This window comes from Bacillus cereus group sp. N14 (genome assembly GCF_016483555.1).
GTDB lineage: Bacteria > Bacillota > Bacilli > Bacillales > Bacillaceae_G > Bacillus_A > Bacillus_A wiedmannii.
In genome coordinates, this window is the sequence record NZ_JAEHBQ010000032.1 from 32132 (window position 1) to 49935 (window position 17804).

Below are 17804 nucleotides of genomic sequence, written 5' to 3' on the forward strand. Positions count from 1 at the left end.
TTTATATTTTCTCTACTATTACTTCTCTTCAATAGGTGCTAAATTCGCTTCAATTTCTGCACGCTGTTCTTCTAGAAACGGTGGTAAATCCAGTTTTTCTCCTAAATGTTCCACATCTCCATCAACTGTAAATCCTGGTCCATCTGTCGCAATTTCAAATAGGATTCCGTTTGATTCGCGGAAATATAAGCTTTTAAAATAGAAACGGTCGATGATTCCTGAAGACTGGAAGCCCCTTTGTATCACCTGTTCTTCCCAATAAGCAAGCTCTATATCGTTTTTCACACGAATTGCTAGGTGGTGAATGCTACCGCGGCCCGGCTTTTCAGTAGGACCATCTAAATATTTCACAACGATTTCTCCAAAAGCTTCTCCTTTAATGGACTGAAAAATCGCTTCTTCGTCATTTCGGCTAAACTCTGTATAACCAAACATCTCTGTAAGTGTACTCGCCATTTTATCAAGTCTACGAACTGTCATTTCCACAGAACCCATTCCTTGGATTTGATGTTCAGCAGGAACTTCTGATTTCTCCCAAGTCTCCCAGTGCTCCACTTTTTCTCCGTTTGAAACGAGTAGTACTAAGCGAAGACCTTCAGCATCCTCAAATTGCAAAGCAGGACGATTTGCATATGTTGTCATTTCACTATGTTTCACATCAAATTCCTCAAGTCGTGCTTTCCAGTAATGCAAGCTATCCTCTGAAGGAACAAGTAACCCAATTCGAGTAATCGCATTCGTACCACGGTATGTTTTTCCTACTAAAGGAATTTCGAAAAACGATAGCTCCGTACCTGGACTTCCCGTTTTATCTCCGTAAAATAAGTGATACATTGACGGATCATCTTGGTTTACTGTCATTTTCACACGACGTAAACCAAGTACATTTTTATAAAAGTGATTATTTTCATTTGCATTTTTCGTAACCATTGAAATGTGATGATGCCCTTTAATTTCATACATTGATAATTCCTCCGCTTCATTTTACTAGTCAAGTGATAATTAAAAAATAATATGCTTCTTAGCTTTTCAATTTATTCTCATTATATTTTTGTAAATTCATCTTAGTTTTTACTGAATAAGTTACTTCGTTTTTTAATCGAAAGCAAGTGAGTGTATGTTTTTCATATGACTCAATCGCTTTCGTTACTATCACTTTACACCTCAAGTGATTGAAAAGCAAGCGAAAAATCTCGAATTTGAGATTTTTTTTAGTTAAATAACATTTAGGGTGTAAAATCATTAATTTCTGGATAGCGTCACTATCCAGCTAAAAACTCAAAGCTCCCCATGCCCATCAAGCTAACAAGAATACACTAACCCAAAACGATAAAAATGAACTTCGTTGCTATAAAGGATAATTTTTTGGTCCGAGGGAATTATAGAATTTTATATCTTTACAATTATTTATGGGGAGTTAATTCATTTTTTTAAAGAATAAGTAATTTCTTAAATAAAAGGTCACGTACCTCTTCCTTATGATTATTAATTTTTGGTGATTGATAAGAAATTTAATGAATGATTATTCGAATATGCTTTCGTAAATGTTAAATGTAGTTTTTGGATAATGTTTGGTCAAGTTGATACTAATACCCTCGATAAACGAAAGAAAATTAAGAGTGTTCCGAGAAAAAGTAATTAAAAAACGCTCTTAATTTATTTAATTGAGTTATCCTTTCATACAAAAATCTGATTATTTATGTAATTGAAATTCCATTAAAACGCTCATTTACAGAATAACATTATTCAAGTGAAGCCCTCTATAATTCAATTACAACTCCTTGAAAGTTTATGATACTATCCTGATCACACTTTTTATATTTAATGTTTTAAGGAAAAAAGCTATACTATAAGCAAAACTAAAAACCAGAAAGGAAATACCAGAACATGGAAAATTACTTACTATTTATCCTTACAGCACTCCTTATTATAATGATGCCTGGTCCCGGTTTTGCTTTAGTTACAAAAAACACTATCTCTCATGGTAGAAATGGTGGGATAAAGACCGTTTTAGGAACGGTATCTGGAATGATGATTCATACAATAATGGCTACACTAGGACTCTCTGCTATCTTAATGAAATTTGCTATGCTATTTACATTAATAAAATATGCTGGGGCATTTTATTTAATTTATTTAGCTGTAAAGTCAATTAAAAGTGCTTTTTCTAAAAAAGAAGATATGTCAGGTTCAGTGGAAATAAACTCTAAGGATATTGGAACGGTTAAAAGTTTTAGACAAGGATTTACCACGGCAATCTTAAACCCAAAAACGGCTGTATTTTTCCTTAGTTTTCTACCCCAATTTATTGTGAGTAATCAAAGTCATTTCTTCCAATTTCTTTTGTTGGGATTCACATTTACGACTTTGACAGCAATATGGTATTTACTTTATATCTCTCTAATACGTCAATTAAGAACTTTTTTAAGAAAAGAAAAGGTGAACCGTACAATAGAGGGTATTACTGGCACAGTATTATTAGTATTTGGAGTTAGGCTATTTTTCCAAAAATAAATATGTAATAGAGAGAGTTTAAAACTTTCGGTTTTTCCAATAAATGAATCAATATAAAAAATATGGCTTTCAAACAGTAAAAAAGTTAACAAACGAGTGTGTTTGTGGAATAAGCTTCAATAAAATAACCAAACTTTTTATAAAGAATTGAATCGATTATATTAAATAAGAACATGTTTTGATTAACATGTTCTTTATATTTGCCTCTATATCATGATGGTTGTTTTTTGGCCGCGATGGTATTATTACGGAAAACGATCCAATCGAACAAGAAAAACGTATTAAATACAATGATTTAATCACCAATTCTGTAATTTTTCAAAATGTAGTAGATATCACTATAATTTTATGGCAACTAAAAAAGAAGGTTATCGCTTTTCACGCCAAGATTTAGAAAGGCTAAGTCCTTATATGACTATGCATATAAAACGCTTTGGGGATTATGTAATTGATTTACAGAAAATCCCCCAACCAATAGAAGAAGCAATCCCTTTATAAACTCAATAGGTCAAAGTTGGAAAAAAGGAAGTCTATGACCTATTTTTACACGTATCTCGGCTGTACCCCATATTGATATAAAGGCGTTATCCTTTCCTATGATTTCTCAGAAAGAATAACGCCTTTTTCTTTTTAGGGGGTATTTTGTCTAGTTAGCTTAATAGCGATGTGGTTCTACCCCTTATAAATGTTACAAAAATCTTTCAAATAGCTCTAACTTGCACAATGCTTCCCGTTAATATAATACGCTGATTCTGTGAAAACCGTAAATACAACCTCTACTTCTGGAAGTCCAAAATCCATTATATATGTAGTAATGGCCTTGGCAAATCGATCACGAATTTCCTGTCCACGCTCGAACCATTTCACTTCAATAAGAGGAAACGCTTCTATTTCTTCTCCATTGAATACAAACGTAGAACTTGGTAGTTCCAACGTAAAATTATCCGTACCACACTCACAAATCTCTGCGAGCTCTTCTACTAATGGCTTGCTTATGTGTTTTAATTGTTCAGTAGTAATTCCACGAAACACAACATGCGGCATGTGAATCCCTCCGTTAGATAGTTTTATATTTGCTCACATCATAGCACAATTTATTTTGCTACACTAGAATCTATTGATACATTTCAATGACATTCTTAAGAATGATCATATGTTATTGAAGCAATACAAGTATTGTAACTATTTAAAACATGTGAGAGCTCGGTAATTGGGTAAATAAAAAATGCCTTATCATTCTCCCTGTAAGGATGCATGAGAGGATCTCTATTAGGAAAAGGATGGTGCGCTTATATATTTAAAAAAGAAAGGACACCCTAAAGTGCCTTCCTCCGACTTGATAACCACTTTAATTTTAATAACATTGGATATTATTTTACCACGTTAAGTAATGTTGGTCATTGAGAAAGTCAAATACGTAGTGTTCATATATAGTGACCCCTAAGATCAAACAAGATTTAATACAGTTCTTTGGTTGATCCAAAAACAAACGAGAAACCTAAAACCGCGCCAGAATAGGAATGTATGAAAAAATGCATAGGTCCATAGAACGAAAAAAGGAGGTTCCCTTGAGAGAGTAGGGTTCCTCCTTTTCCTTGCTACTGATAATAGGACGTTATGTAAACATGAAATGAATACTTTATGCAATCAAAATACCTTTCATTATCTATATTCTTGATGTGGTACAATCTGGATAAAAGGTAGAAGGAGAAAGACAATGAAAGAAATTATTAAAGAGATTGTTTCCAAAAACAAAAGATACAAGGTTCAAGTGATCAAACGAAATAATGGTTTTTTCACTACAGAAGTTTTTGCTTGGTTTTTGGATTATGAATATGAGTATTGGGCTCCTATTAAACAAGGAATATCGTTAATTGATACAGAAAAACACGCTATAGCCATAGCAATGGAAGATTTAAAGGTATATTCAGGTGAGAATGATTAGTGAGTGTAGATGACTATGAAAGTCATTGTTTCTTTAAAAAACACATTAAGAATCTCGTTATTAATCAAAATTATGCAAAACAATAAGTTGTTACGTTTACTAGGTGAAGAATTTAAAAGTAAATTTTCGATTCACCACTTACAACTACTGGCAGTTAAAACTGGAATGATTCGCCGAAAAAGAAAGTGTAGAGCACAAGACCTCGTTTCATTATGCGTGTTTCTCAGCCAAGCGATTGGGACAGAATCTCTAGTTAGTTTATGTGAGAAACTAACTAAAGCTACGGGAATCCGATTATCTAGTCAAGGTCTGAACGAACGATTTAATGCACAAACTGTACAATTCTTAAAGGAATTGTTTTTACAAGTATTTCGAAAGAAGTTTTCTCCAATGCCTCCTTTATCTAACCGTTTTACACGTATCCGTATACTAGATTCAACAGCCTTTCAGCTTCCAGCTCAATATGCATCTTCTTAAAAAGGAATAGGAGGAGGAGGTTCAGAAGCTGGCGTGAAAATTCAATTAGAGTATGAACTGATTTCTGGAGAATTTTTAGAAACAGCTGTAAGAGATGGAACAAGTAGTGATTGCCGTTATGGACAGGAACGTACGCAAACATTAGAGCCAGGGGAACTTTCTCTTCGTGATCTTGGCTATTTTTCTATTTATGATTTAGAAAAAATTGCGGATCGAAAAGCATTTTATGTGTCACGTATTCGCTGGAATACACAAGTCTATCAAAAAGAGAAAGGTGGAAAATGGAATCTTCTCGATTTAGAAAAATTGACGAAAAACCTACCTGAAGGACAAATACTAGAATTACCGGGAATCTATATAGGGCTTCACCAAAAACATAAAACACGCCTTGTCATATATCGTCTAACACAAACTGAGTGGGCGAAACGTTTGGAACATCACAAGAAAGCGAAAAAGAAGATGCCGAAATATGCAAGTCGTATCAACCTTCTTATTACGAACGTATCTAGTAAACACCTTCCACACAATGAAGTGTATGAACTGTATTCTTTACGGTGGCAAATTGAAATTATATTTAAAACATGAAAGTCTATTTTTAAAATTCATGAAGTGAAACCTGTGAAACTGGAACGATTTCAATGTCATTTATATGGGCAATTAATTGGTTTGTGTTTGGTAGCTAGCATTACATATCGAATGAGAAGGCTTATATGGGAGAAAAAACAAAAAGAGGTTAGTGAGTATAAGTGTACATATATCGTCAAAATTTACTTCTCTAGTATACACGACGTGCTTTTCACAACCTTTCAACATCCTGTATCAGTGCTAACCAGGCTCTTCCAGGATCTTGTCAAAACGGACGAAAAGCACGAAGGTATAAGTGTCGTACACCGTTCGATATCCTTAGTATCACTCAAGAATGTACGAAAAGACTTCACAAAGCCGTATAAAAAATACGAAATCCAGAGAGTCTTATTTGAGTATGTCCAAAACGGCACTCTTCTACTCCCTATTGTAAAAAAAATGAGTCCAATGCCAAAGGGCATCGGACTCATTTTTTTAAACTTGATGGCTATGGTCCTGTTGGGCGGCTTTTTTTATGTTCGTTTAATTATGCTTGATATGCCATGCTATCTGGAAATTCCTCGTTCTTTCTAAGACATCGCACAATCCTAGTACACGCACAATTAAAATAATGTTCTCTCATATTTAATGAATCCACTGGTGCTTGCTCTAGGTCATAAAACATTCGTTCCTTTTTATTATAGTGCATCTTACCTATTTTAGCGGGTGATTCAGAAGGATAGTATTGATAAACAACTATCTCTTCATCCTCAAATTCTTTAGTCATTAATAAACATATTGCCATAAATAAGGGCCCCTTTATTTATATTGAATTTCATGTTTGAAGTTGTCTGAGAAAAATGATTTCCTGATTTCTAGTTTGAAGTTGTTGAAAATGACTAGCCTTCTTTTACAAATTCAATGTTGATTCTATCAACTTCAATTTCAACATACTTGTTAAAGTATTCACTGTGTTCCGGGAATATTTCATCTTCGTCTGTAATAATAATCCCTGCATCAATAAACCCACGATTTAATATTCCACTAATACGATACTTAAAAGAATTATCAATTCTCTTTAAATTTTTCACTCCATCTATTCCTTCATTTATTTCAATATCATCAAAAACTGTAATGTCGAGAATAACAGGATAATTTTTTCCTTCTTCAATTTTATATGGACAAACAGTGGAGAAACCTGTGAATACTACACCATTAATATTTATTGTAACTTCCTCATCGATTAGCTCAACGGTTTTTTCTACATATGCCATGTATTTCATATTTTTTCCTCCTATTATTAATTGCCAAGGTAAAGATGTTACTGTAAAAGAAGTCTATGTATAAGTCTATTAACCTAGTAACAGTATAAAAAAGAAACCGGCTCTTTATTTGAGCCGATTTTTTATATCCTTGTTTGTTTTGCTATACTCCGTATGTCATTTCCTCCAAAAATTCTCCACCACTCTTGATGCATTTCATTAATCTACTACATGCACAATGAAAGTAATGTTCACTTGTTGCAGCTGATTTTACCGGAACTGGATTTATTTCATGAAACATTTGCTCTTTTTTATGAAAATACATTTTTCCAACTTTATCTGGATACTCTGAGGGATAAAATTGGTATACAATTATTTCCTCATCTTCAAATTCTTTATTCATTGTTATATGGATTGCCATAGTGTATCTCCTCCATTTTTATTCTGCATCTATATCAGGTATTTTCCAAGGGCGACCGGATCTTAAAGTTGCATCATGTGCTGTTTTATAATCAGTTTTAAAAATCCCTTCAAATCGAGATTCGAATATTTCATGACGAATTAAGTCCATATCATTTGGCAAAATTCTCCACTTTCAAGACGTTTCCATCCTTGTGCTATTGGATAATCCGGATGAAAGCTACCGATCCCTAATTCTCGTAAATCATGTTCTTTAAAAAATACATGTTCTTTCGCTCTTCTTATATGTCTTTCATTTATTCCTGTATTTTTAGCTATAGCCTGAACATCTGTAGTGGAATTTCTAATTCCTTTATATAAACTTGATCTATACAGGAATTTTCTAGCGTATTCAATAGCTGAAAATCCTGTACTATCTTTTTAACTATTTCATTTTTAATAAAAAAACAGCCTCACTAAGCGTATTAACACTTAATGAGGCCACTTTATTCACACTATTAATTATGGAACGTCGGCTTATAGAACGAACGATTATCAAGTGCAAAGACACGCTCAGTGTATTCGCCTGGTTTTGTGCGTCCTAATGCGCGGTCCATCATGTTCATTTTTGCATCTAAGTTATCGATGTAGTGCAGAATCTCTGCTTCTTTTACTAACGGTGGTTTTGGACTACCCCATTCTGCTTTTCCGTGGTGAGAAAGAACGATGTGTTGAAGAATTAATACTTCTTCTGCATCGATTTTTAGCTCGTCTGCTGCTTTACCAATTTCGTTCACCATAATAGAAATGTGGCCTAATAAATTTCCTTCTAACGTGTATGTTGTAGAAATTGGGCCAGATAATTCGATTACTTTACCAAGGTCATGTAAAATAACGCCTGCATATAGTAAGTCTTTATCTAACGATGGGTATAAAGCCGCAATAGCTTTCGCTAAATCAAGCATCGATACAACGTGATAAGCTAGTCCCGATACGAACTCGTGATGGTTCTTTGTCGCCGCTGGATATTCTAAAAATTCGTTTTGATGCTTATTTAACAAATGTCTTGTTAGACGTTGAATGTTCGGGTTTCTCATTTCAAATATGTATTGCGTAATTTTTTCAACCATATCTTCTTTTTTCACTGGTGCTTTTTCTACGAAATCCGATATGTCCGTTACTTCATTTTCATTCGCAACACGGATTTGTTTCACACGTAATTGAATACGTCCTTTGTAGTTTAAAATATCACCAGCTACTTTAACGATTGTTTCTGCTACATATTGTTTCTCAACTTCTGGCGATACGTCCCATAGCTTCGCTTCAATATCTCCACTTGGATCTTGTAAGATTACTGTTAAAAATGGTTTTCCATTGCTTGCTAAACCTTTTGTCGCTGTTTTAATTAACAAGAAAACATCGACTTGTTCACCAACTTCATATTCTGCAATTTTCTTTTTCATTCGAATTCCTCCACCATATCAATTACTTTTAGTATAGCATACTACAACTCATTTTCTTTACGCTTATGCGTTAATTTTATAATCTGTTTTTCTGTAAAATACGTTAATAAATGCGCATGGCATGTAAAGAAGATCACTTGTCTATCTTGCGCAATTTCCTTTATTAGTTCAATCGTACGATTCGTCCTTACCGCATCAAAATGCACGAAACTATCATCAATAATAAACGGATAATCATGCTCAAATGTTTTCGCTAATGCAAACCGTAACGATAAATATAACTGCTCTGCTGTCGCTTGGCTTAGTTCATGACTGTAAAAACGCATACCGTCGTTACGTTCCACAATAAAAGGTTCCGCCTCTGACGGTGAAAAGATTTTACTATATCGTCCGCCTGTTAAATAGACGAAATACTCTTCTGATTTTTGTAAAATACGAGGAAGGTGTACCTCATGATAATATTGCTTCGTTTTCGTTAACACTGTCTTTGCCGCCGCATAAGCAGCCCATTTCTTCACTTGTTCACGCACTTGCGCTTTTTTCATTTCCCATTCGTGCATTAAATCGCCGTACGTACTGCCTTCTTCTAAATTTGCAATTTCCATACGATGTTTCGCAATACGCTCTGTCAGTTCTTTTTCTTTTGCCAGACAGTTTTGCGCGGCCGTCATTTCTTGCTTTAATTTTTCATCATAACCGTCAGCCTCATAATGTTCAGCTAATGATAAACTCGTTAAACGCTGTTCTAATAGATCAATTTGTGGTAACAAACGCCCTACTTGCTTCTCAGCATCTTCACGTTTTTCCGCTAATTTACCTGCTTCTAAAAACATCTCTTCATCTGTAGAATGTGCGATATGCCATAAGCTATTTCTTTCTACTAACAGTTGTTTCAATTGCTCTTGCATAAATTCATACTCTTCTTGCCATTCCGTGAGCTTCTCTTTTAGCTGCTTACAAGTTTGGCGCTTTTCTTTCTCATTTTGCATACGGATTTGTGCCTCGTGCAGCTTACTATACTCCGCACTACCGATAACAGTTTCTAGTTTATGTTCAAATTGCGAAATCATTTCATATAATGAAGATTTTCGCGCGCCTTGCTTCTCTAATTCGCGATATAATTGCTGCATTTTTTCCATACGCTCAAACGCCGGCAATATGTGTGCATACGTATATAATTCAGGGAACATAAAGCGCACTTTATACACATTTACTTGTTCGCTAATGCGGAACGTTTCTCTCTCCCATTCCTCATACGATGAAACGACTTTATCATACGCTCGCTCCATTTGCTGTAACTTATATGACTCACGCTCAAATAATTTACGTATCTCTTCATCTTTTTCTAATTGATAACGAACTGACATTGCTTCTTCACTTTGTCTCCCGCCAGCACTTTGCTGAAGAGTAAGAAGCTCTTCTTGTAATCCACTTGACGGATCTTTATATAAAACGAGGGCAAGAACGATCCCTACAAAAATAATGACACTAATAAATAAGAGTAGGCGGTTGTCCATAAATAAGCTTGTGAATAAAACGACTGTGTTAATAAGAAGTAACAGAAGACAAACTCTTTGCCACTGTTTTTTCTTTTGCACTGCCGCTCCTGCCTTCTCTTCATACTTGCGCTTCATTCTCTCTGCGCCCATACCGATAAACGCCGCATCTTGGAATGACTTTTCTTTCTCAACTAGCGTATTTCGTTCTTCATCCGCTAACATTTGTTGCTTAACCTGTTTTATGTTTTCTTCTTGTTCTTCTAATTGCTCCTGCGCTACTTTAAAACGCTCATCAAGCTGTGTTTTTTGCGTTTCTAGTTCGCGCGCCTTTTGCACCGTTTGCGTAATTAACTCTTTCGTTGCCAAACTCATATCAAACGAAAGAACTGTTTCTTTTTCAAAAGTAGCACCGATTTGTTGCTCTAGTTCTGCCAGTTCTTCTTTTATATTCGTAATTGTTCCTGTCATATCACGCATTTCTTGGCGTGCATTTTCGTAAGACATATGCTGCATACGAAGTTCTTCTACATAACTTTCTTTTTGTAAAAACTCTTCATCTATTTGAATCGATTCCATTTCCGATTGCACATTCTCTATTTTTTTATGGAGCGAATCAACTTGTAATTGGAGCGGCTCCATCTTCGCCTTAATCGCTTCATAGCGCGCCATCCCGTTTACAGGAAATTGCCCGCTCTCGTTTTGTAACACTTTCTCATGCGCACGCTTTTCAATAACGAGAGGCTCAAGCGCAGCTAATATTTCATAATCTTGCTTTCTCTTTTCCGCACTCTCTTTCTCTGCACGAACAAACGCCAGTTTCTCCTCACTTCCTTTTAACTGCTCGACCTGCTTTTCATACGTGCCAATTTTCCCTTGCCACTCTTTCATCTTCTCTTCAAGCTTCTTCATCTCTTGTAGTGACACGTTAATTTCAGGTTTACGCCCACTCGGCTTAAAACGCTGATCCATTTCTTTCTCTAGCTTTTTATCTAGCTGTAATAACGCATCGCTTCCGACTGCACTTGCCGAAAATAAATAATTTCCGATATCCGCTTCGCCTAGCTGATGAATATTTTGAAGACCGTGCATATCAAATGAAAAGACAGATTCAAATAAACTTTCATTCATCCCGCTTAATATATCGTGTAAAATTTCCTCGTTGCCCGTTTTCCCGTCTTCAAAATAAACGGTCACCTCGCCAGCTGCTGTCTTTGGCAATCGTTCAATCTTCAAACGGCCGTACTTCTCTGTTTGCACAGTCATCGCACCGCCATACTTGCCGCCTTCTTTCGGCTCATAACGGCGCTGTCCTCTCGTTGGAAAACCGAATAAAATACTTTTCATAAACGAGCGGATTGTCGATTTACCCGCTTCATTTTCACCGTATAACACCGTAAGCATTGACAGATCCATTTCCACATTTTCTAATTTTCCGTACCCATAAATATGGAGTTTTTCAATTCTCATTTCTTATCCCTCTCTTGCTGGAATAATTGCTCTAAAATAATGTTTTCTGCTTCCTTTTGAATCTCTTTCTTCTCTTCTTCTGTAAAAGATTCAATACTATTACGCGCTACAGGAGATGTCCAAATCGTGCGCAACACGCCGTCCATATTGGTGAAAGCTTCTAACTCCTTCAGCACACTACCGACGAAATGATTTTCCTCTTTTAAACGCTCGATTTCCGCAAAAGAAACCGTCTCATTTTTCCACTTCATCGCATATACGAAGTCTTTTCGCTCTTCGCCAGCTGCTAAAATATGAAAAATCTCTTCTACACGCTTTTCATCACGTAAATATGGCGAAAGTGGGCCTTGTCCTGTAAATATGACAGTTAATAATGTCCCTTCCTCTTCTCTTCGGCACTCATTCATCGCACTTGATATCACAGTCATAAGTTCATCGACAGTTTCCAGTCCATCAATATTCACTTCTATCTCATCCCACACAACATCTGCCGTATGGAAAAATGAACATTGCGTTCCTTGTTTCGTAAGTTTAATCAGGTACGCACCCTTCTCGTCTGTTTCCTTACGATGACGCCCTTGTATATTCCCTGGATAAATAATGCACGGTTCTTCTGATAAAATTTCACGTTTATGTATATGGCCAAGAGCCCAATAATCAAACTGCTTTTCTTTCAGCTCACGAATTTGAAACGGTGCATAACGATTATGCTCTGCATCACCTTCCACACTTCCGTGAAGCATCCCAATATGAAAAGGCGCATCACTCATTTTCGTATACTGCGCTGTCATATTATCCGTTACCGCTTGTTGCAAATAACTAAACCCGTAAATAGAAGCTAACAACTCACCATTTTTATAAAACGACTTCTCTTCTACATAAGGCTCCGTAAACACATGAACATTTTCCGGAAACTCAATTGCAGCCCAGCTTCCCCCTAAATGATCATGGTTACCGTGAATAATAAAAACAGGGATATCGTACTGCGACAGTCTCTTCATTTGCTCGCGCACAAACACTTGCGCCCTCAAACTTCTCGTCTCCGCATCATACAAATCCCCGGCTAGTAATACGAAATCAACGCGCTCTTGAATCGCTTTATCAACAATACGTTCGAACGATTCAAACGTACTTTGTTTCATTCTTTCCCAAACAGACTGCGGTACATTCATTTCCATCCCTTTAAACGGACTATCCAAATGCAAATCAGCCGCATGTATAAACTTCACTTGTTTCACAAATAACGATCCTTTCTATATTTCAAAAGTTTCATTTTATCCTCATGAGCACAAACAATACATGCTCAATTGGTGAAAACTAGTAATAAGCAGGAAATAAAAAACTCCCCACTGATTAAAGTTTCACTTTACCCCGTATTAACGGGCAGTAAGCCTAAGAAGTCAGTCTGAAAGCAAACTGCCCGTAAATACCCGATTGGTTCCACTAATAACTAGTGGGGATGAAAAGACTCCCCACTAGTTAAAGTGTCACTTTATTGTAACACGCAATGTCATATATTTCTTTGCATATTCTAGTGATTTATGCCAAAATAGTTATAAGATTCTGATTTTTATCATTGGAGGGAATTTTCATGGGAGTATACGTTCTAACAGTCTTTGAAAAAGATGGTTCTAAAGCATTAGACGAATCATTCGAGGCGGCAACTGAAAAAGAAGCGAAAGCAAAAGGTGAATCTATTTTACAAGAAAAAGGATTGCACGAAAAAACACATCGCTGTACATCTTCTGCAGGTAAGCTCGTTTTATTCCAGCGCTAAAAAAAGAAGCGTCATCCGCTTCTTTTTACTCTACTATATCTTCGTCACACCACGTAAACACCACATCTAGAATGCGATTACCGATACGTACGCGCTTATTCCATTTTCCTGTTTGGATCTGATGTTGCAATTCTGCTTTCATCTTTTCCGTCCAGTCGTGAATCGTTTCACTACCGTTGTACGGATATACGCTCGGAAACTCTTCCTGCAGTAGATGCAAGCTCTCTGCATCAAAATGAAAATGGAAGAAGTAGTTTGCTGTAAGCGATGGTTCTTGCAATCGTAAAAAATGATCATCAACTTGCTTTCTATTCCTATAGAAAGTAAAGATATTCACTTTACCGCTCGTAATTTGGTCAATTTGAATTTCGTGCTTCTCTATAATCACGTCTTGCCCACCTCGTTATATACTATCCTTAGTATATATGTCTTTTGCAACAAAGTTAACCATTTTCGCGCGAAATTCATTTCCTTCATTATATTACCTGTACCTCCATATGCAATCAGAACAGATAAAGTGAAACTTTAATCATTGGGGAATCTTTTCATCCCAAATGATTATTAGTTGAACCAATCGGGCATTTACGGGCAGTTGATCTCCCACCTAACTGCTTTGCTTCATAGCCCAATTTCAAGGTGGGAGTCTTACTGCCCGTTAATGCGGGGTAAAAACAAAGTTGAAGGGGAGCGATCACATGTATTTCGGAAGCAAAGGTTGGTATGTAAAAGAACTTAAAAAATTAGGTATTCGTACTTATGAAGGTAAAAAACTAGAATCATATCGTACGCATGTGTTATCTAGTTTACTTGAGAGAATGAAGAAGGCTTCGGCTTAATAGATGTAGGAAGCAGCTGCGGTTGCTTCCTTTTTATTTAGTAAATAAAAAGAAAATCATCATACCTTAACTTTTTAACTTTACCGTTATACTTCCTTGATAGAAACCACCCATTATCAACTGAATCTCTATTATCAAATCCCCTTCCAGATAATCTTTCGTATATATTTTAAATTCTCCATGCTTATTAACCCGTCCGCTTCCAACATACATATCACCACTTGTTATGACAATTGTTGAATGAGGTTCTGCACAGCCCAATATAAAATCATCACTATATTCCACAGAACCTATAGTTATTTTTTGATGAATATTATTATCTGAATCTATACATTTATTTTTAAACAAATTAACATTGCTTTCTTCCGCCCTCGAAAGCGCTCGATTCCTGCTAGTCTTTTCTGAAGAGAAAGCAACATTCCCCAACCAACTAAACCTATCAAATATAGTAATAGGTAGAAACATCTATGTTAACTCCCCCATTCTTCCAATAATTCCTTCTCATTTTTTATCAACTACAGTCTTTTAATGAACTGGCAGCAATACGTTTTATGTTGGGATAAAAGAAAACAGCTTTGATTTCCCATTCAATTTCGCACTGTTAATTTGTACAGAACACATAGAATACTGGTTTTCACCCCAGATGTAATGACAACACTACACAAAAGAAACCACGGTCCATTAAATGTAAATCCATCTTCAAATATGTTAATAATAATTATGTTGCCAATGATTAAGAGAACCCATGAAATGGAAAACTGTTTTCCATTTGTAATATATAAAGTTTCATCCTCATAACAGACTGTAATTCCCCCACCTTGCCAAACACCAATAGCGAAAGAAAAAAGCGTAACTGCCAGTAACTCTGCTTGTAAATCCCTAGTCATTGGTTGCGGCGCCATATAAGTAATAATCCCTATCATCATGAGAAAAGTTAAAATATCTATCCAGTTTAATTTTCTTTGTTTGCTTTGCAGCCAAATAAAGAAAATTAATACAGGAATTAAAAGCAAAGTTTCCATTTACTTATTCTTCTTCCTTTCCTACATTAGAAACGCCTGTAATTGTAATACAATTACAATGTTCTTAAATCTCTCATACTTTCTGAAGCATAACACGAGAAAAAAATAAAAAAATCGTACAAAAGGGCAAGCCTATAATGTACGATTGGGCATATATAATGTTTTAAAAATGAATTAACTTCCTTTCAATAGATACAGCTACTGCTTCTGACCGGGAATTAACACCTAATTTATTGTATATATTTGTTAAATACGCTTTTACCGTTCGCTCAGCTATCCCCATATCAAATGCAATTTCTTTATTCTTATATCCGCGTGCAATAGCTTTCAACACAAACAATTCTTTTTCTGTTAAGCTGTTCCCTTCAACCTTATCAGCATGTATTTCTTTCCTTTTATAGTTCACTATCTTTTCCATAATATTTGGTTGTAGTAAAATCTCACCTCGAATAGCCGCTTCTAACGTTCGAAACAAATTCTCACGATCCGTATCTTTTAGCAAATATCCTTTTGCTCCTAACTCAATTCCCTTTAACATTAATTCATCTTCATTATAAGTAGTTAATATGATAATCGGCGTATGGTTTTGTTTTTTATTCAAAGCCTCAATTGTTTCTAAACCACTCATTTTAGGCATATTCAAATCCATTAAAATGACATCAGGTTCCTTTTTCTCTATGAAAGAAAGAGCTTCTTCTCCATTTGCAGCCTCACCTATAATTTGAAATGAATCACTCGTTTCTATTATTAATTTCAGACCTTCTCTTACAACGAAATGATCATCTACAATTAATACATTATGCTTCATGGCTATCTCCTTCATTATTGATAGGCACTTGAATATACACTTTCGTACCTTTCATCTTTTCACTCAATATATGTATTTCTCCCTTAATCAATCGAACACGCTCATTTAGACCAATTAAACCATAATGTCCAGGATTCTTACCGATATATCTAGTGTCAAAACCAATTCCATTATCTTCAACTTCAATAGTAAGTTGTTCAAGATCACTGATATATTCAACTTTTAAATGTACATCTGTGGCCTGTGAATGTTTTGCGATATTCGTTAAACATTCACTAATTACATATAAACAGTGCTCTTTTACTAAGTTTGAAATATGCGGGGGACTTTGAATAGTAAATCTCACTTGTATAGATGTAGCCTCAGAAAAACGTTGAATCTCTTCCTCTACTGCTTCATTAAATGAATTAGTAGTATGACGCAAATCATCAATAACCAACCTTGCATCATGTAAAGTTTGTCTCGCCCTTATCATAGTTTGTTTCATAATCTCTTGAGATCGTCCTATATTCCCTTTCTGCATATGGGCATCTATTGCTTCCAATTGCATAATTAAGCTGGCTAAACCTTGCGCTAACGTATCATGTAAATCTCTTGCCATACGCTGCCTTTCATTAGCTAATGTCAATTCTTCTACTCTCATATATGCAGACTCTAACTCTTGAATATAGCTCTGTATACGATTACGTGCATCAAATTGCTGCTTATTAATATAAGAAAAAGGAATAATAATTGCTAACACTAAAAGAAACATAGAGATAAGAATAGCTAATTTATTCACACCATAATTTATACTAATTGCAGTACAAAATATTGCATACATAAGAGTAAAAACTGCTATTACTTTAAATATATTGTGATAAACATATAGACTTTGGGCAATTAAAATAGGAGTTAATCCAACAAAAATAGCTATTGAACCATTTGGTACAATAAATGCAGCGAGAAACACAATGAAGAGTTGTACAAAAAAGAAGTACAACAATTGCCTATTCTTTAATGAACTCGCATACCAATGAAAAACAGTATGAATAACAATGACCATTGTAAAGAAGAAATTATCCATCGAGAGAATATTATTACGAAATTCTAAAAGCAATGAAGCTATATATACGAGTGTAATCCATAAAACAATAAACCTTCTCGGAATAAATACCGCTTCCAATACATTTTTATCCAAATCAATATTTGAATTTATTTTTTTCATATTCGACCTCCACCATTATATTATACAAGATGCAGCTTACATTTTGATAAAGTGAAGGCTTTTACATGCAGCCCGCCCCCCACAAATAGCAGGATAAGTTACTGATTCCTCTTCATCCTCATTACCAAATATAAATATGAAATATTGTATATCGAAATGCATCGATATTTACGTAAGCGCTTACTATAATGATGGTATAAAGATTCATTACATCTTACCATTAAAAAAGGAGGCAATCATATGGAAATCACAATGGCAGTTTTAAAATTTGTAGGTGGAGTAATTCCATTAGTTCAAGAGCTTTTAAAAGCATTCATGTAAGGTTATCATTCAGCAATCATTTATAAGAATTCTCATACAAATGATCTGTATATCAAAAACAAATTGATACACAGATCATTTGTGTGAGAAGACTTTATACGAGAACTATGTAACCTAGCAGAACAATAATGATGCATCTATCTCAAGTTGGAAAAAGACGCTCACAAATGGTCTTATCCCTGTCAAGTAGACAGTATTAAAAAGACTAAGCAGCCATCGAGATTCGATATTCTACCGGAGCTC

18 protein-coding genes and 3 pseudogenes are annotated in these 17804 nt (G+C 35.2%); 7 read left to right on the forward strand and 14 right to left on the reverse strand.

Going from position 1 to position 17804, the window contains the following annotated elements:
* Positions 1-18: 18 nt before the first annotated feature.
* A complete protein-coding gene (locus tag JDS82_RS27055; RefSeq protein WP_199714230.1) occupies positions 19-963 on the reverse strand; it encodes a ring-cleaving dioxygenase in 945 nt (314 codons plus the stop codon).
* A 924-nt stretch (positions 964-1887) separates the two neighbouring features.
* On the opposite strand from JDS82_RS27055, the gene JDS82_RS27060 reads away from it, so the two are divergent.
* Together JDS82_RS27060 and JDS82_RS30275 are read left to right on the forward strand one after the other, a co-directional pair.
* Entirely contained in the window at positions 1888-2514 is a 627-nt protein-coding gene (locus JDS82_RS27060) for a LysE family translocator (RefSeq protein WP_000432978.1), read from the forward strand.
* Between the two features lie 217 nt (positions 2515-2731).
* Positions 2732-3012: pseudogene (locus tag JDS82_RS30275) on the forward strand (Tn3 family transposase); the annotation flags it as partial.
* A gap of 213 nt (positions 3013-3225) precedes the next feature.
* Here JDS82_RS30275 and JDS82_RS27070 read toward each other — a convergent pair.
* Positions 3226-3558, reverse strand: a complete 333-nt coding sequence (locus JDS82_RS27070; protein WP_016089025.1) for a DUF1904 family protein — start codon at positions 3556-3558, stop codon at positions 3226-3228.
* Between the two features lie 673 nt (positions 3559-4231).
* On the opposite strand from JDS82_RS27070, the gene JDS82_RS27075 reads away from it, so the two are divergent.
* Positions 4232-4459: a hypothetical protein gene (locus JDS82_RS27075; protein WP_016089026.1), complete on the forward strand. Its 228-nt coding sequence runs from the start codon at positions 4232-4234 to the stop codon at positions 4457-4459.
* Positions 4460-4522: 63 nt separating this feature from the next.
* Positions 4523-5745, forward strand: a pseudogene (locus tag JDS82_RS27080) (IS4 family transposase); the annotation flags it as partial.
* A 302-nt stretch (positions 5746-6047) separates the two neighbouring features.
* Here JDS82_RS27080 and JDS82_RS27085 read toward each other — a convergent pair.
* The 7 genes from JDS82_RS27085 to JDS82_RS27115 all read right to left on the reverse strand — a co-directional run bounded on the left by JDS82_RS27085 (position 6048) and on the right by JDS82_RS27115 (position 12828).
* Complete coding sequence (locus JDS82_RS27085) at positions 6048-6305, reverse strand: hypothetical protein (protein WP_000952060.1); 258 nt, start codon at positions 6303-6305, stop codon at positions 6048-6050.
* 94 nt (positions 6306-6399) lie between these two features.
* Positions 6400-6783, reverse strand: a complete 384-nt coding sequence (locus JDS82_RS27090) for a hypothetical protein (protein ID WP_070168520.1) — start codon at positions 6781-6783, stop codon at positions 6400-6402.
* A 142-nt stretch (positions 6784-6925) separates the two neighbouring features.
* Positions 6926-7183, reverse strand: a complete 258-nt coding sequence (locus JDS82_RS27095) for a hypothetical protein (RefSeq protein ID WP_070168519.1) — start codon at positions 7181-7183, stop codon at positions 6926-6928.
* An 18-nt stretch (positions 7184-7201) separates the two neighbouring features.
* Positions 7202-7345, reverse strand: coding sequence for a hypothetical protein (locus JDS82_RS29935; RefSeq protein WP_240317808.1), 144 nt, complete (start codon positions 7343-7345; stop codon positions 7202-7204).
* A 334-nt stretch (positions 7346-7679) separates the two neighbouring features.
* The gene (gene yhaM, locus JDS82_RS27105; RefSeq protein WP_199714231.1) at positions 7680-8624 is read right to left on the reverse strand and encodes a 3'-5' exoribonuclease YhaM; all 945 of its coding nucleotides are present in this window, start codon (positions 8622-8624) and stop codon (positions 7680-7682) included.
* A 41-nt stretch (positions 8625-8665) separates the two neighbouring features.
* A complete protein-coding gene (locus JDS82_RS27110; protein ID WP_199714232.1) occupies positions 8666-11590 on the reverse strand; it encodes an ATP-binding protein in 2925 nt (974 codons plus the stop codon).
* Positions 11587-12828, reverse strand: a complete 1242-nt coding sequence (locus tag JDS82_RS27115; protein WP_199714233.1) for a metallophosphoesterase — start codon at positions 12826-12828, stop codon at positions 11587-11589. The genes JDS82_RS27110 and JDS82_RS27115 overlap by 4 nt, the downstream gene beginning before the upstream one ends.
* Positions 12829-13181: 353 nt before the next feature.
* Between JDS82_RS27115 and JDS82_RS27120 the strand changes: the two genes are divergently transcribed.
* The gene (locus JDS82_RS27120) at positions 13182-13367 is read left to right on the forward strand and encodes a YhzD family protein (RefSeq protein WP_000539550.1); all 186 of its coding nucleotides are present in this window, start codon (positions 13182-13184) and stop codon (positions 13365-13367) included.
* Between the two features lie 25 nt (positions 13368-13392).
* Here JDS82_RS27120 and JDS82_RS27125 read toward each other — a convergent pair whose 3' ends face one another.
* On the reverse strand, positions 13393-13755 hold the full coding sequence (locus tag JDS82_RS27125) for a hypothetical protein (RefSeq protein ID WP_000582797.1): 363 nt from the start codon (positions 13753-13755) through the stop codon (positions 13393-13395).
* Positions 13756-14062: 307 nt separating this feature from the next.
* Here JDS82_RS27125 and JDS82_RS27130 point away from each other — a divergent pair, with 307 nt between their 5' ends.
* On the forward strand, positions 14063-14203 hold the full coding sequence (locus JDS82_RS27130; protein ID WP_000273536.1) for a YflJ family protein: 141 nt from the start codon (positions 14063-14065) through the stop codon (positions 14201-14203).
* 66 nt (positions 14204-14269) lie between these two features.
* Here the strand turns inward: JDS82_RS27130 and JDS82_RS27135 are convergent, their stop codons facing one another.
* The 4 genes from JDS82_RS27135 to JDS82_RS27150 all read right to left on the reverse strand — a co-directional run bounded on the left by JDS82_RS27135 (position 14270) and on the right by JDS82_RS27150 (position 17240).
* A complete protein-coding gene (locus JDS82_RS27135) occupies positions 14270-14668 on the reverse strand; it encodes a hypothetical protein (protein WP_147786973.1) in 399 nt (132 codons plus the stop codon).
* Positions 14669-14790: 122 nt separating this feature from the next.
* Positions 14791-15225 (reverse strand): hypothetical protein, encoded by a 435-nt coding sequence (locus JDS82_RS27140; protein ID WP_147786974.1) that lies wholly within the window; start codon positions 15223-15225, stop codon positions 14791-14793.
* Between the two features lie 163 nt (positions 15226-15388).
* The gene (locus JDS82_RS27145) at positions 15389-16033 is read right to left on the reverse strand and encodes a response regulator (RefSeq protein ID WP_016133827.1); all 645 of its coding nucleotides are present in this window, start codon (positions 16031-16033) and stop codon (positions 15389-15391) included.
* Positions 16023-17240: a sensor histidine kinase gene (locus JDS82_RS27150; RefSeq protein ID WP_199714234.1), complete on the reverse strand. Its 1218-nt coding sequence runs from the start codon at positions 17238-17240 to the stop codon at positions 16023-16025. The genes JDS82_RS27145 and JDS82_RS27150 overlap by 11 nt, the downstream gene beginning before the upstream one ends.
* 136 nt (positions 17241-17376) lie before the next feature.
* Between JDS82_RS27150 and JDS82_RS30280 the strand changes: the two are divergent.
* Positions 17377-17561: pseudogene (locus JDS82_RS30280) on the forward strand (hypothetical protein).
* Positions 17562-17804: the final 243 nt, after the last annotated feature.